Source organism: Streptomyces sp. SAS_272, assembly GCF_052543235.1.
This window is the reverse complement of the sequence record NZ_JBMNDR010000040.1, coordinates 65,334-78,151: the sequence shown is the minus strand read 5'-3', so window position 1 is coordinate 78,151 and position 12,818 is coordinate 65,334. Positions and strand designations below refer to the sequence as shown.

Sequence of the window (12,818 nt, the reverse complement as noted above, 5' to 3'; positions counted from 1 at the left end):
CCCGGCAGGTGCAGAAGCATTACATAGCGGGTGGCGCGCTCGACGAGGGTGCCGATCGCGGATTTACCGTCCTTGCCGATGATCAGATCGCCCTCCCAGTGGCCCGGGACCGCCCGGTCCTCGGCCTCGGCGGGGCGTTCGCTGATCATGACCATCGGAGTGGTGAAGCGGGGCTGGCGGCAGTTGGCCTGCCGGCGGGGTTTGCGGCGGGCACGGCCACTGCGCAGGGCGCCGGCAAGTTCCCGTCGTAGCTGGCCCCGGCCCTGGACGTAGAGCGCCTGGTAGACGGTCTCATGGACCACGTGCATCTCCGGCCGCTCGGGGAACCTTGCCCGCAGAGCCTGGCATATCTGTTCCGGGCTCCATTTCTCGTCCAGCATCTCCTGGACGGCGTTCCGCAGCTCCGGAGCGTCGTTGATCTTGCGGGGCTTGGGGCGGGGACGGCGTGCATCGGCCCGGGCCTGAGCCGCGTGCGGCCGGTAGGCGCCGCTGCCCGGATGCCGGTTGCGTCGTATCTCCCGACTGATCGTGGAGGGGCTGCGGCCCAGCTCGGTGGCGATCGCCCGGACGGTCGCCTTTTCACGCAGCCGGTCGGCGATGTGGATCCGCTCGTCCTCGCGCAGGTAGCGGGACGGGCCGGAAGGCTGCACCACCATGTGGATCGGTGGTGCAGCCTTCTGCCGCCGGTCGGCGCTGCGACCGTTACGCCACTTCTGGCCGGTCCGTCGATTGATCCCGATGATCCGGCACGCCTCGTTGTTGCTGTAGCCCTGCTCCATGAGCCGGGAGTATGTCGCCCGCTCCCGAGCCAGCTTCACAGGCCCTTGAGCCGTCCGGATCTTACGGATCTCGAAGTCCATCGCATCCCCTGAACTGGGGTGTTGCAACGACTCCTAGAACCCAAGCCGGAGGGATCGCGGCCTTCGGTCTGCCGCAGGGCCTGTGGCCCACCGCCGCCCAGGCGTACACCGTCCCGTCGAAAATGGACTGGTGGTATCAGGCCAGGTTCGGCATGTTCATCCACTTCGGGTCCTACTCCTACCTCGGCCAGGGCGAGTGGGCTTTCGACAGCCAGCAGTGGAGCAAGGCGAATTACCAGACCCAGGTCACCCAGAACTTCGACCCGGCGCAGTTCGACGCCACCGCCATCGCCGAACTGGCCGCGAACGCCGGCATGAAGTACCTCGTGATCACCGCCAAGCACCACGAGGGCTTCGCGATGTGGGACTCCGACGTGGCCGGCTTCACCGACACCACGGGCGCCAAGCGGTACAACCTGCACGACTACCACGGCGTCCAGACCGACCCGCTGATGGACCTCAAGGCGGCATGCGAAAGCCGTGGCATCAAGTTCTGCCTCTACTACTCGATCCTCGACTGGAACCACCCTTCGCAGACCGACCGCCACGAGGGCGGTCTCACCACGATGTCCTCGCAGGCCGCCCGCACCGCCTACATCGCCGACCTGAAGGCGCAGCTTCAGGAACTGCTGGATCGCTACGACCCGGCACTGCTGTGGTTCGACGGCGACTGGTTCGACGAGCCGTCCGACCCCACCCTCGAGGACTGGTGGCTGGCGTCGGACGGCGTCGACCTCTACAACTGGCTGATCGCCCGCAAGCCCGGCCTCATCGTCAACGAACGGGTCAAGCGGGACCACGGTCTCGGCGACTACGCCGTCGCGGAGTTCGGGATACCCAGCGCACCGATGAGCCGACCCTGGGAACGGTGCGCCACCATGAACGGCGCCTGGGGTTACAACGCGTCGAGGGAGAACTCGTACCGATCCGTGAAGGACATCGTCCAGGAGCTCGTCACGGTCGTCTCCCGGGACGGCAACCTCCTGTTGAACATCGGCCCCAAGGGTGACGGCTCGGTGACCGCGGGAACCCAGACCGTACTGAACGGCCTGGCCTCATGGATGTCGACGTACGGCGACAGCATCCACGGCACCAGCGGCAGCCCGTCGGCCGCCGAACCCGCATGGGGCAAGCTCACCAAGAAGAGCGGCAAGCTCTTCGCCCATGTGTTCACCTGGCCCACGGACGGCAGGCTCCAGGTCCCCGCGATCGACAACACGATCACCCGGGTCTACCTGATGAACAACCCCTCGGTCTCGCTGCCGTACACCGTCGCCGACCAGATCGACATCACCGTGCCGGCAGCCGCGCCGGACGCGAGGGTCTCCGTGGTGTGCGTCGAGGTCCAGGGCATGCCCGTGAGTCTTTCGGCGCCGGCGGTGTTCCAGCACGTCGACTATCAGGGGACTCGCGCCGACCTGCCGCTGGGCAGCTACACGTCCTCCCAGCTGTCCGCCGCCGGCCTGGGGCCCGCCATGGCCTCCTCGCTCCGGGTGCCCGCCGGATTCCGGGTGACGGGCTACTCCGGCGACAACTTCACCGGCACCGCTTGGACCTTCGCCTCGGACGCCCCCGACCTTCGCGTGACCGGCAACAACGACGCCATCGCCTCCCTGAGGGTGACCTTCGCCCCCGCGACCTACCTCCGCCTGACCAACGTCACGAACGGCCTGGTCCTGGACAGCGGAGGCAACGTCGCCGCCGGCTCCAACCTCAAGCAGTGGGAGGCGGTGAACTCCACCAATCTCCAGTGGCAGGCCGTCGACCTCGGCAACGGCTACTACAGACTCGTCAACCGCACCAACGGCATGGTCGCCGACGGCTGGGGCTCCACCGCCAACGGCGACCCCGCCCGGCAGAAGACCTGGGACGGCGGCGACACCCAGCAGTGGCAGATCACCCACCGCGGCCAGGGCCAGTACTCGATCGCCAACCGCCGTACAGGACTGGTCCTCGACGGCGGCGGGAACGTCACCTCAGGGGCCGTCGTCAAACAGTGGACGTGGCAGCAGAGCACCAACCTGCTGTGGACGATCAGACCGGTCGGCTGACTGACTCCCCGTCATCGGCTTGCCTGCGCTTCCCGAACAAAACCGATCAGTAACCCACCAGCGCAGCATGCTGGTCCTGTTGCCGGCCCACCGACCGCTCGGCGGTCGACGGGCCGGCGTCGAGGCTGCCCCGACGCCGGCCGGAACGTGTGACCGATCCTCAGTCACAGGGCAACCCACGCTTACCCATCCGACGAGATCAGTCAAAAAGAAACATAAACCAACGCACACTTCTTGACAGCGCTTCAGGCACCCGTTGTCATTGACCCGCCGGGCGGCAGACACATACGTCCTCCCGTCAGCCGGTCCCGGACCGGACGCGGCCCTACCGGGCTTCAGCGGTACCGGGCCCCTCCCCGCTCAGGTCGCCCGCGCCCGGCTCACCTCCCTCCCCCCGCCTCGGCATCGCAAGCCGCACCGACGTGCTGCGTCCCGAACGGACATGAGTCCGGGACCCCGAAGAAGAGGTGAAGAAGCATGTTCCGAGGAACGTCTTCCGGCCACGGCCACGGCCGCGGCCGCGGAGGCCGAGCAGGGCGCGCTGCCGTCGCCCTGCTCCTGAGCCTGACGGCGGCCGCCGCCGCACTCCTGATGCCGGCCTCCGCGGCCCAAGCCGCCGGCGCCGTGACCTTCACGACCGGCGCGCCACGGACCGACACCAGCGGCAACGCCCTGCAGCTGCACGGCATGGGCATCATCAAGGTCGGTGACACCTGGTACGGCTTCGGCGAGAACAAGTCGGGCGAGACGTCGTCCGACACCTCCTTCCAGGCCATCGCGTGCTACAGCTCGACCGACCTCGCGAACTGGACGTACCGCGGCAACGCGCTGTCCCTGCAGGCCGGCGGTGACCTCGGCCCCTCCCGGGTGGTCGAGCGGCCGAAGGTGATCTACAACGCCGCCACCCAGAAGTACGTGATGTACGTGCACATCGACAGCGCCGACTACTCCGAGGCCAAGGTCGGCGTCGCCACCAGCAGCACGCCCTGCGGCACCTACGACTATCGGGGCAGCTCCCGCCCGCTCGGCCAACTGAGCCGGGACATCGGCCTGTTCCAGGACACCGACGGCACCGCCTACCTGCTGTCGGAGGACCGCAACAACGGCCTCCGCATCGACCTGCTCTCCAGCGACTACCTCACCCCGGTGAGCACGGTCGCCATACTGGGCAGCGGCGGCGGCGCCAACAGCTTCGAGTCACCCGCGATGATCAAAGCCAACGGCGTCTACTACCTGCTGGCCTCGCACCTGACGGGCTGGAGCCTCAACGACAACGTCTACTCCACCGCCACCTCCGTCAGCGGCGCCTGGTCGACGATGAGGAACTTCGCCGCCCCGGGCACCAGGACGTACGGCAGCCAGACCGCCAACATCATCACGGTGGCCGGATCCTCCGGCACGACGTACGTCTACGCCGGTGACCGCTGGAACCCCTCCGACCTCGGCGCGTCCCAGCTCATCTGGCTGCCGCTGACCATCAGCGGCACGACGGTGAACCTCGGCCAGTACCCGACCTGGTCTCTCGACGTCCAGGCGGGCACCTGGACGCCCCACAGCGGCGTACCGACGGCGGCGGCCCACACCCTGACGAACTCGGGCAGCTCGATGCTGCTCGACGTCACCGGCGGGTCCACCGCCTCCAACGCCGACGTCGTCCAGGCGACCGGCACCGGCGTGACGAGCCAGCGGTGGACGGTCACCAAGGTCTCCGCCAACATCTTCACGCTCAAGAACGTCAACAGCGGGCTCTGCCTGGACGTCCCCAGCAAGTCGACCGCGGAGAACCGCCAGCTCATCCAGTGGACCTGCAACGGCGGCGCCAACCAGCAGTTCTTCTTCGACCTGGTCGGCAGCTACACCGGCAGCGTCTACATGCTGGTGGCCGTGCACAGCGGTCTGAACCTCGGGGTGCTGAACAACGCGACGACGACCGGAGCGCCCGTCGTCCAGCTGACGGGCACGGGTGCGACGAGCCAGAAGTGGACCGTCGGCTGACGCCCTCGTCGTGAGGCGGGCACCGGCCGGCACTTCGTCGGCCGGCGCCCCCTTCGGTTCGCCCGGACCGGACGGCCCCCTTGTCCCGCCGCAGGCTGTCGGGCGGGCCACGAGGCCGAAGCGGCCGGCCCCGCGGTCGTCGTCAGGACGCCGGGACCCGTCCGGCCCCGGTCCTGGCGTCGGGCCCCGACGACGCGACGAGGTCCGATCCCCCGGCCCCTCGGTCCATGAGACCCCCGAGAACGGCGAGCCCGAGTCCGACGGCGGCGAGGGCGGCGCCGACCAGCGCCGGCGAGGCCCAACCCCAGCCGGCCGAGATGACCAGACCGCCGAGCCACGCGCCGCCCGCGTTGGCGAGGTTGAAAGCCGAATGGTTGGAGGCCGCCGCCATCGTCGGGGCGTTCTTCGCCTTGGCCATGAGCAGCATCTGAACCGGCGTCGTGACGAGGGCTCCCATCGCGCCCATGACGACGAGCGTCACGAGTGCGGGAACAGCGCTGTGGACCGTGAAGAAGAACGTCACGAGCGTCGCACCGAGCAGCGCGAACCCTCCGTAGAGCGTCGGGCGCAGTGCGCGGTCCGTCAGCGGGCCCGCGACCAGCGTGCCCAGCGTCATGCCGAGGCCGTACAGCGCGAGAACCCAGGTCGTGGAGGAGTCGGTGAAGCCCGTCAGGTGCGTCAGCATCGGCACGAGGTAGCTGTACACGGCGAAGAAGCCGCCGAATCCCACGACTGCGGTGACCAGACCGAGAGCGACCTGCCGGTTCCCCATCGCCCGCAGCTCGTGCCGGACGCCGGCCTGGCGGCCGCGCGGCTGATGCGGAACGAAGGCAGCCAGCGCGGCGAGGGCGACGAGGCCGATGACGGCGACCGCGCAGTAGGCGTATCGCCAGCCCAGCTGCTGCCCGAGCGCCGTGCCGGCCGGCACGCCGACGATGTTCGCGACGGTGAGCCCGAGGAACATCCTGGAGACCGCCCGTCCGGCCCGTTCCGGGGCTACCAGGCGAGAGGCCACGACGGCTCCCACTCCGAACAGCGCTCCGTGCGGCAGACCCGCCAGGAACCGTGCGGCGAACAGCAGGCCGAAGCCGGGAGCCAGGGCGGACGCCACGTTGCCGACCACGAACAGCCCGGACAGCAGGAGCAGGAGACGCTTGTGGGAGAGGCGGGCGCCGAGGCCCGTCAGCACCGGAGCGCCGACGACGACGCCGAGCGCGTAGGCCGAGACGATGTTTCCGGCCTGCGGCACGGACACGCCGATCCCGTCGGCGATCTGGGGCAGCAGCCCCATCGTGGCGAACTCGGTCGTACCTATGCCGAACGCGACGAGGGCAAGAGCCAGCAGTGCCAAGGGCATGGTACGAGAACACCTTTCACCACAAGGGGGTTCGGAAAGTCGAAGCAGACGCAGGCCACGGCCCTACGGCGGTGGCGGCCGGGGGCGCCGTCCGTCATCGCCCGGCTTCCCCCGTGCGAGGGAGGCCCCCACCCACTGCAGCGACCACAGAAGTGCGGGCATTCCAAGATCGGCGCCCTGAGGGTATGGCGCCTGTCACACACGGGCGGGGCAGGCACCCCCGGTCGCCATGTCTCCCGCTCCCCTCGGAGCGGGCTTCCGGCGCCGCTCTGCGTGATCAGCCGCCTGCACGGGATGTGATCTACGCCACAAACGTGGCGTCGTACGCGTACATCCCCGGATCGCGAGAATGCGTGTCCTACAGCTCGGAACAAGGCCCTCCCCCCGGCCACCGAGCTCCGTCGTCCCCACGCCCACCCCCCCCAGGGCAGTGGGGACGACGCATGCCCGCCCAGGGCGTGTTCCGAAAGGCCCCTCTGCGCTTCGGGCAGACGACGCGGCGTTCGGAACACGCCCTGGAACTCAGCCGCTCTTGCGACGGAACGAGCGCTGGCTGGCAGCCGGCCCGTGCGTGCCGTGAACCTTCGACGTGTCGCTGTTCGCAGCGACGTCGGCGGCGTCCGCCTGCAACCCTCGCTTGCGCGCCAGAGCTTCTCGGAACTTGCGCTTCAAGTCGTCCTGACCGTCGGCGTCGGGCGCGGGGGCGCCCTTCTCGCCGTCGACGGGTTCCGCGCTTTCGGGCGGTGAAGACTCTCCAGCCATGGTGACCTCCTGGGACCGGGCAGTGGAAAGCACAGCTTGTCATGCCGAGCACCGCGCGTTGCTCCGTGTCCTGCATCCCCGCCGACGAGGCGGCCGACGGCTGCCGGGCCGGCCGCCCGGCCCAGGCGTCTCCCGCTCACGGTCCCGTCGCGCCGCGCTTCCCACGACGACGGACCACGTCCTCGCGCACCCTGCGCCAGCGTGAACGCGCCTGTTCCCGCAGGTCCTCCCACTCCTGGCGGACCTCGTGCTCGGAGGGGCGCCGTCCCTGGCGGATACGCGCGAGCTCCTCGCTCACCTCACGCCCCAGCACCGCCGAGGCGACGATGACGAACATGGCGGCGAACAAAGCCGAGAGCATGGCGAAGACGGCGCCGACCACGCCGTAGCGGTCGGCGTAGGAGTTGAACAGACGCGGCAGGTAGAGGGTCGCCCCCCAGGAATACACACTGACGAGCACCGCCCCCGTGACCCCGAACGGGATCAGCTCGGCGGCCGGGACCCGCTTCGCCGACAGGAGCCGGCCGCTCCACACCAGGAACACCGCGCTCACCGCAGCCTGGCACACCGCCGCCGGCAGCCCGCCCGCCCATTCGCCGAGCACCGCGGAGATCCATCCGCTGACGAGGGCGTAGCCGCCGAGGCAGAAGACCCACCACAGGCCGTTGCGTGAGTTGCGCACGCTGAGCGGTGAGAGCCCCCAGGTCTGCTCGATCAGCCGCTGCGCGGCGCGCGCGAAGCTCAGCACGGAGACAGTCAGGAAGAGCACACCGAGCACGCCGGTGCCGGCGCTCGCCTCCTGCGACGGTGAGAACAGGTACGTCACGGCCTCCGCGCCCGCCCCGTCCAGGTCGTACCGTTGGATGATCCGCTGCGCCGTGTCGATCTGGACCATGCCGCCCAGCACGGCCCCGGCCAGGACCGTGAGCGGGACCAGCGCGGTGAACGCGCTCGACGCCAGCGCCATCGAACGGTCGAACCCGATGACCGCCTGGAACCGGCCGACGACGCGCAGGGCGAAGGCGGGTCGAAGACAGAAGGTCAGCGTCCTCAACAGACGCTCACGACGGAGCACTGCCCTTGGGTCCTCCTTCCCGGACGGTCCCCTCACACGGCGTGAGGGTAACCGCCGGTGTCCTCCCGCCCGGGAACGCCGCACGGGCCACTCCCCCGACCAGCCCCGCGACAGCGCGCCGCCCGCCTGAGCCGCCGCGCCCCGCCCCGCGCCTGCGCCGTGCCGGCGCCGTGCGGATCCGCCTACTCCTGGCGGTGACCGGCTGCGGAAGACCTGACGTGCGAGCACGTTCCCGCCGCGCCCGCCCTGGGGATGCGCTGCCGGTGCATCAGGTCACGCGTGAGGCGGGTGTCGAGCGTGGTGCGCCACGTCAGTTCGGGGTACCTGGCGCGCAGATGCGACAGCGCCCTCGTGCCCAGCCCGCAGGTACGGAACGGTTCGTCGAGGACGATCTCGGTGATCACCCCGTCCGCGCACTCGCCGCACACCCGGTACGTCACCTGCCCGACCACCTTGCGGACGTGCACCAGCAGCAGGCACTCCTCGTCCGGTCCTCGAGGAGACACCGCGGGCATCAGCCGAACCGCGCGACAGGCCAGAAGTCTGCGGTGCCACCGGCCCTCTCGCCTGCCGGGGCGCCGATGCCTGCCCCCGCCGCCCCGCGGCGAGGACTGCGCCCCGGGTCCACGACCGGCGCGCGAGCCGCTCCTCACATACGTCTCGTCTCCCTGCATGCCGACGCGAGTGCCCCTCGCCACCGGTCTCATGACACCGACTGCGGGAACGTCACCCGGCGTGGGCCGGGAGGCGCCTCGCCGGATCCGACCGCAGCGTGCGGGGCGTCGTGGTGCGGGGCCGTGTGAAGGCGCGTGCCGTGGACGCTACTTCAGGCCGATGGCGGCACAGTCCGCCTTGTACTCGGCGGTGCAGATCTGCTTGACGGTGTAGACGCCGTCCCGGACGACCGTGTCCTCGATGTTGTCCTTCGTGACGGCGACCACCGGCACCAGGCTCGCCGGAATCCCCTCCCTGGTCGGGCTGTCGACCTTGTCGCGGGTCAGCGCGTCGAACTCGAGTGAGCGCCCCTGCACCTTGGCCACCGCCATCTTCGCGGCCTGCTCCGCCTCCAGGAGGAACGGCTTGTACACGGTCATGTACTGCTCGCCCGAGACGATCCGTTGCACGGCCGCCAGGTCCGCGTCCTGCCCGGTCACCGGCGGAAGGCTGGTGGCGCCCGCCTCCTTCATCGCGTCGATGACGGCTCCCGCCATGCCGTCGTTCGCCGAGTAGACGGCGGCGATGCCCTTCAGTCCGACGGCTCGGATCGCCTTCTTCATATTGGCCTTCGCCACGCTGGGCAGCCAACGCGAGGTGGAGTAGGTCTCGGCGATGACGACGTTGCCCTTGAGCTCGTTGAGCGCGCCCTCCTTGAACAGAGCGGTGTTGGGGTCCTCCGGCGAGCCGTTCATCATGATGATCTTGCTGGTGGCCGCCTTGCCGCCGAGCGCCTCCCGGAGCGAGCGGCCCTGGACCTCGCCGACGAGTTCGTTGTCGTGCGAGACGTAGGCGTCGATCGGCCCCTGGGCGAGCCGGTCGTACGCGATGACGGGGATGCCGGCCTCCTTGGCCTTCTCGACCCCGCTCTTGATGCCCCGGGCGTCCACCGCGTCCACGAGGATCACGTCCACCTTGGCGGTGATCATGTCCTCGAGTTGCTTGAGCTGCACGCCCGCGTCCGCCCCGGCGTTGGCGTACTTCACCGTGCCCTTGCCGTCGGTGAGGTCGGCGACGTCCTTCTTGATGAGCGGATAGTCGAACTTCTCGAAGCGGCTGGTCTCGGTGTCGGGCAGGAGGAGGCCGACCGTGATGTCGTCGCTTCTGGACGGGGTCTTCGCGTCGTCCCCGACGGAGTCGACGAGGCCGCAGGCGGTGAGGGAGAGGGGGGAGAGGCAGGCGACGACGGCTATGGCGAGGCGACGTGCACGAGCGGAGGTGCGGGTGGTGCGGGTGGTCACGGCGGGCGCCTTCCGGGGCGATGGGGGGCGGGGCGGGGAGCGGTCCCCGTGCGGACGCCGCGCCGGCCAGGCCCGGAGGGGCGCACCGGTGTGTGGGGCGGCCGGCGCATTTCCGGAACTGTGGCGACGGTGCGGGCACTCTAGCGGCCCGGGGGCACGGCGAAGCGGCGTTGCGGGCCCGGCGGAGGGCCATGAACGCGACCTTCACCAACCGGTCACCGAACCCGAACACCGTCGCCGACATCACCACACGATCCGACGTCGCGGCGGCGGCTGTCCTGCCGTGGTCCGGCGTCGGTTCCGGACTCCGTCGTGCCGAGTCCCCAGGTGCACGACCAGGGGTCGGTTCGGCCATCGGACGCTCACGCGAAGACGCTCCGGTCGGTGATCGACCGGGAGCCCGAGCGCCTGCCAGGCCGCTCCGCCAGCCCGTCCGACGCAGGCCCAGCGCGTCGATCACGCGCTTGTCGAGATCCTCAGGGGGCACCGCGCCCGCTCGACGAGACGCACCGCTTCGCGGCTGAGCGCGTTCTGCAGACGCGCCGGCGCAGACCCGGAAGATGCACTGGGCTGTTTGCAGCAACAGGAATCGGCGTCGGCGTGCGGGGCCGGTGAGGCTTGAGCTGCCATGCCGTCGACCACCGTCAGGAGTCTCGATGTCACCACGCCCCGCTCGGCCTCCCCGTGCCTTCAGGCGATCACGTCGAAGGACCGTGCTCGTCTTCGCGGCCGCTTCGTTGGCGGTACTGGCACCGGTCACCGCGGGCACCGCCGCCGGCACTGCCGGGCCGACGGGCGATCGCACGCTCCAGCGTCAGATCGAGCAGTTCGTGCGTGAGCCGGGCGGTCCCCCCGCCGTCATCGCCGTCCTGCGCGACGGCAAGCAGACCCGTGTGTTCCGGGCCGGCGCCGCGGACCTCGCGACGGGCCGCCCGCCGCGCGTCAACGACCACATGCGGATCGCGAGCACGGCCAAGGCCTTCAGCGGAGCAGTGGCCCTGTCCCTCGTCGACCGTGGCACACTGCGTCTGGACGACACCCTGCGCAAGCGCCTCCCGCAGCTCCCGGCCGCATGGGGCCAGGTGACGCTGCGGCAGCTGCTGCACCACACCAGCGGACTGCCGGACTACTCGCAGTCCCCTGGCTTCATGGCGGAGCTCGCCGCCGATCCGCGCCACCACTTCGACTCCCGCCACCTGCTCGACTACGTGGCCGGCGAGCCCTTGCTGTTCGCCCCGGGCAGCCGGTACGCGTACTCCAACTCCGACAACATCGCCGTGGCCCTGATGGCGGAAGCGGCTACCGGCACCCCGTACGAACAGCTCCTGCAGCGACTGGTCTACCGGCCGCTCGGGCTGCGCGACACCAGTCTCCCGCAGGGCTACCGCATGCCCGAGCCCTACCTGCACGGGTACGACATGAGCGACCCCGCATCTCCGGAGGACGTCAGCGAGCTGGTCAGCGCCTCCGGTGCATGGGCGTCCGGCGGCATCGTCTCCACACCGCTCGACATGACCCGTTTCATCCGCGGCTACGCGTCAGGCGCGCTCTACGGCAAACGCCTCGTGCGAGAGCAGCGCCGCTGGATCGCGGGTGCGTCCGTGCCCGCGGGCCCGGGACGCAACGCCGCCGGCCTGGCCGTCTTCCGCTACACGACACGGTGCGGTGTCGTGCTGGGCCACACCGGCAACTTCCCCGGCTACACGCAACTGGTGGCCGCCACGCCCGACGGCCGGCGCTCACTGACGTTCTCGCTCACGAGCCAGATCAACGCGGCCGGCGATCCCGCGCGGCTCGAGCGGCTGCGCGCCGTCCAGGAGAACTTCGTCTGCGCACTGCTGCGCGACGGGCGCTGAGCACCCTCGGCTCCGGCCGGGTCCCGAGGACACGACCACGGGACCCGGCCGACGGCATGGGCCCGTGGTCGCGGCCGGGACCACGGGCCCATGCGCACCTACCTGAGAGGTCATCGACCGCTGCACGGCGTGGTGCCAGGATCATCGGCACAAAGGACCGACGAGCCCGGAGGACGCCATGTCTGCCTACGCGATCGCGCACCTGCAAGCGGCTGCTCCCCATGGGGACATAGCCGAGTACATCGAGCGCATCACGGACACCTTCGCACCGTACGGGGGCCGTTTCCTGGTGCACGGCGCACAGCACGAGGTGAAGGAGGGCAGCTGGCCCGGACACGTCGTGGTCATCGGCTTTCCCTCGCTCGCCCGGGCACAGACATGGTGGGGCTCGGACGCGTATCAGGAGATCGCCCCACTGCGTTCGCGGCACATCGAGGGCGACATCATCCTCGTGCCGGGCGTCGCCGACGGGTACGACGCGAGCGCCACCGCGCGGTCGATGAGGGACTCCCTGCCCGCGTGACAGCCCGCGCCCGCCACTCGGTGAGGACACCGGAACACGGTGGGAAGCCCGACGCCCCACTCGTCGTGATCCTGCTGACGGCTGCCTGCCGGTCGCGCGACCGGGGTTCCCTGAGGCTTGACGATGCAAGGGGGTGCACCTACGGTCCTCTACACCGCTTGCTACACGATCGGTCCACCTTCCGAAACATTCGCCGGCGGGGGAGCCGCGGGAGCGCTCCCACGACCTCGCGGTCCTGCCCTGCCCGAGAGTTCGACCGACCGACGCCCACCTGCGCGCCGTTGCGGGCGACCACCGCCGATCAGCACACCGACGGCGAAATTCTTCGGCACCGTGCACCGCCACGTGCCGAGGCGCAGCAACCGACACGGGGACGAGCAGGCA

General features: G+C 70.1%; 10 protein-coding genes. 4 read left to right on the top strand and 6 right to left on the bottom strand.

Features of this window, described 5'->3' with window-relative positions:
* A partial coding sequence (locus tag ACN6LD_RS22795; protein WP_445044131.1) for an IS30 family transposase occupies nucleotides 1–860 on the bottom strand: 860 nt, incomplete at its 3' end.
* 122 nt (nucleotides 861–982) lie between these two features.
* Between ACN6LD_RS22795 and ACN6LD_RS22790 the strand changes: the two genes are divergently transcribed.
* Together ACN6LD_RS22790 and ACN6LD_RS22785 are read left to right on the top strand one after the other, a co-directional pair.
* A complete protein-coding gene (locus ACN6LD_RS22790) occupies nucleotides 983–2,911 on the top strand; it encodes an alpha-L-fucosidase (RefSeq protein ID WP_445044130.1) in 1,929 nt (642 codons plus the stop codon).
* Nucleotides 2,912–3,388: 477 nt separating this feature from the next.
* Entirely contained in the window at nucleotides 3,389–4,906 is a 1,518-nt protein-coding gene (locus ACN6LD_RS22785) for an RICIN domain-containing protein (protein ID WP_445044129.1), read from the top strand.
* 142 nt (nucleotides 4,907–5,048) lie between these two features.
* Here the strand turns inward: ACN6LD_RS22785 and ACN6LD_RS22780 are convergent, their stop codons facing one another.
* The 5 genes from ACN6LD_RS22780 to ACN6LD_RS22760 all read right to left on the bottom strand — a co-directional run bounded on the left by ACN6LD_RS22780 (nucleotide 5,049) and on the right by ACN6LD_RS22760 (nucleotide 10,055).
* Complete coding sequence (locus ACN6LD_RS22780; protein WP_319197350.1) at nucleotides 5,049–6,263, bottom strand: MFS transporter; 1,215 nt, start codon at nucleotides 6,261–6,263, stop codon at nucleotides 5,049–5,051.
* A 522-nt stretch (nucleotides 6,264–6,785) separates the two neighbouring features.
* On the bottom strand, nucleotides 6,786–7,025 hold the full coding sequence (locus ACN6LD_RS22775) for a DUF5302 domain-containing protein (protein ID WP_319197349.1): 240 nt from the start codon (nucleotides 7,023–7,025) through the stop codon (nucleotides 6,786–6,788).
* Between the two features lie 136 nt (nucleotides 7,026–7,161).
* On the bottom strand, nucleotides 7,162–8,100 hold the full coding sequence (locus ACN6LD_RS22770) for a YhjD/YihY/BrkB family envelope integrity protein (protein ID WP_319197348.1): 939 nt from the start codon (nucleotides 8,098–8,100) through the stop codon (nucleotides 7,162–7,164).
* 182 nt (nucleotides 8,101–8,282) lie between these two features.
* Nucleotides 8,283–8,606, bottom strand: a complete 324-nt coding sequence (locus tag ACN6LD_RS22765; RefSeq protein ID WP_445044128.1) for an N-acetyltransferase — start codon at nucleotides 8,604–8,606, stop codon at nucleotides 8,283–8,285.
* A gap of 315 nt (nucleotides 8,607–8,921) precedes the next feature.
* Entirely contained in the window at nucleotides 8,922–10,055 is a 1,134-nt protein-coding gene (locus ACN6LD_RS22760) for a sugar ABC transporter substrate-binding protein (protein ID WP_319197344.1), read from the bottom strand.
* A gap of 656 nt (nucleotides 10,056–10,711) precedes the next feature.
* On the opposite strand from ACN6LD_RS22760, the gene ACN6LD_RS22755 reads away from it, so the two are divergent.
* Together ACN6LD_RS22755 and ACN6LD_RS22750 are read left to right on the top strand one after the other, a co-directional pair.
* Nucleotides 10,712–11,911 carry a serine hydrolase domain-containing protein gene (locus ACN6LD_RS22755; protein WP_445044127.1) on the top strand — a complete coding sequence of 400 codons (1,200 nt, stop codon included), beginning with the start codon at nucleotides 10,712–10,714 and terminating at the stop codon, nucleotides 11,909–11,911.
* Between the two features lie 178 nt (nucleotides 11,912–12,089).
* The gene (locus ACN6LD_RS22750) at nucleotides 12,090–12,434 is read left to right on the top strand and encodes a DUF1330 domain-containing protein (RefSeq protein WP_445044126.1); all 345 of its coding nucleotides are present in this window, start codon (nucleotides 12,090–12,092) and stop codon (nucleotides 12,432–12,434) included.
* Nucleotides 12,435–12,818 lie beyond the last annotated feature (384 nt).

What these genes read in the sequence shown, in the direction of transcription:
- ACN6LD_RS22750 (WP_445044126.1), top strand. Translation starts at nt 12,090, where the DNA reads ATGTCTGCCTACGCGATCGCGCACCTGCAAGCGGCTGCTCCCCATGGG.
- ACN6LD_RS22775 (WP_319197349.1), bottom strand. Translation starts at nt 7,025, where the DNA reads ATGGCTGGAGAGTCTTCACCGCCCGAAAGCGCGGAACCCGTCGACGGC.
- ACN6LD_RS22785 (WP_445044129.1), top strand. Translation starts at nt 3,389, where the DNA reads ATGTTCCGAGGAACGTCTTCCGGCCACGGCCACGGCCGCGGCCGCGGA.
- ACN6LD_RS22790 (WP_445044130.1), top strand. Translation starts at nt 983, where the DNA reads ATGGACTGGTGGTATCAGGCCAGGTTCGGCATGTTCATCCACTTCGGG.
- ACN6LD_RS22780 (WP_319197350.1), bottom strand. Translation starts at nt 6,263, where the DNA reads ATGCCCTTGGCACTGCTGGCTCTTGCCCTCGTCGCGTTCGGCATAGGT.
- ACN6LD_RS22755 (WP_445044127.1), top strand. Translation starts at nt 10,712, where the DNA reads ATGTCACCACGCCCCGCTCGGCCTCCCCGTGCCTTCAGGCGATCACGT.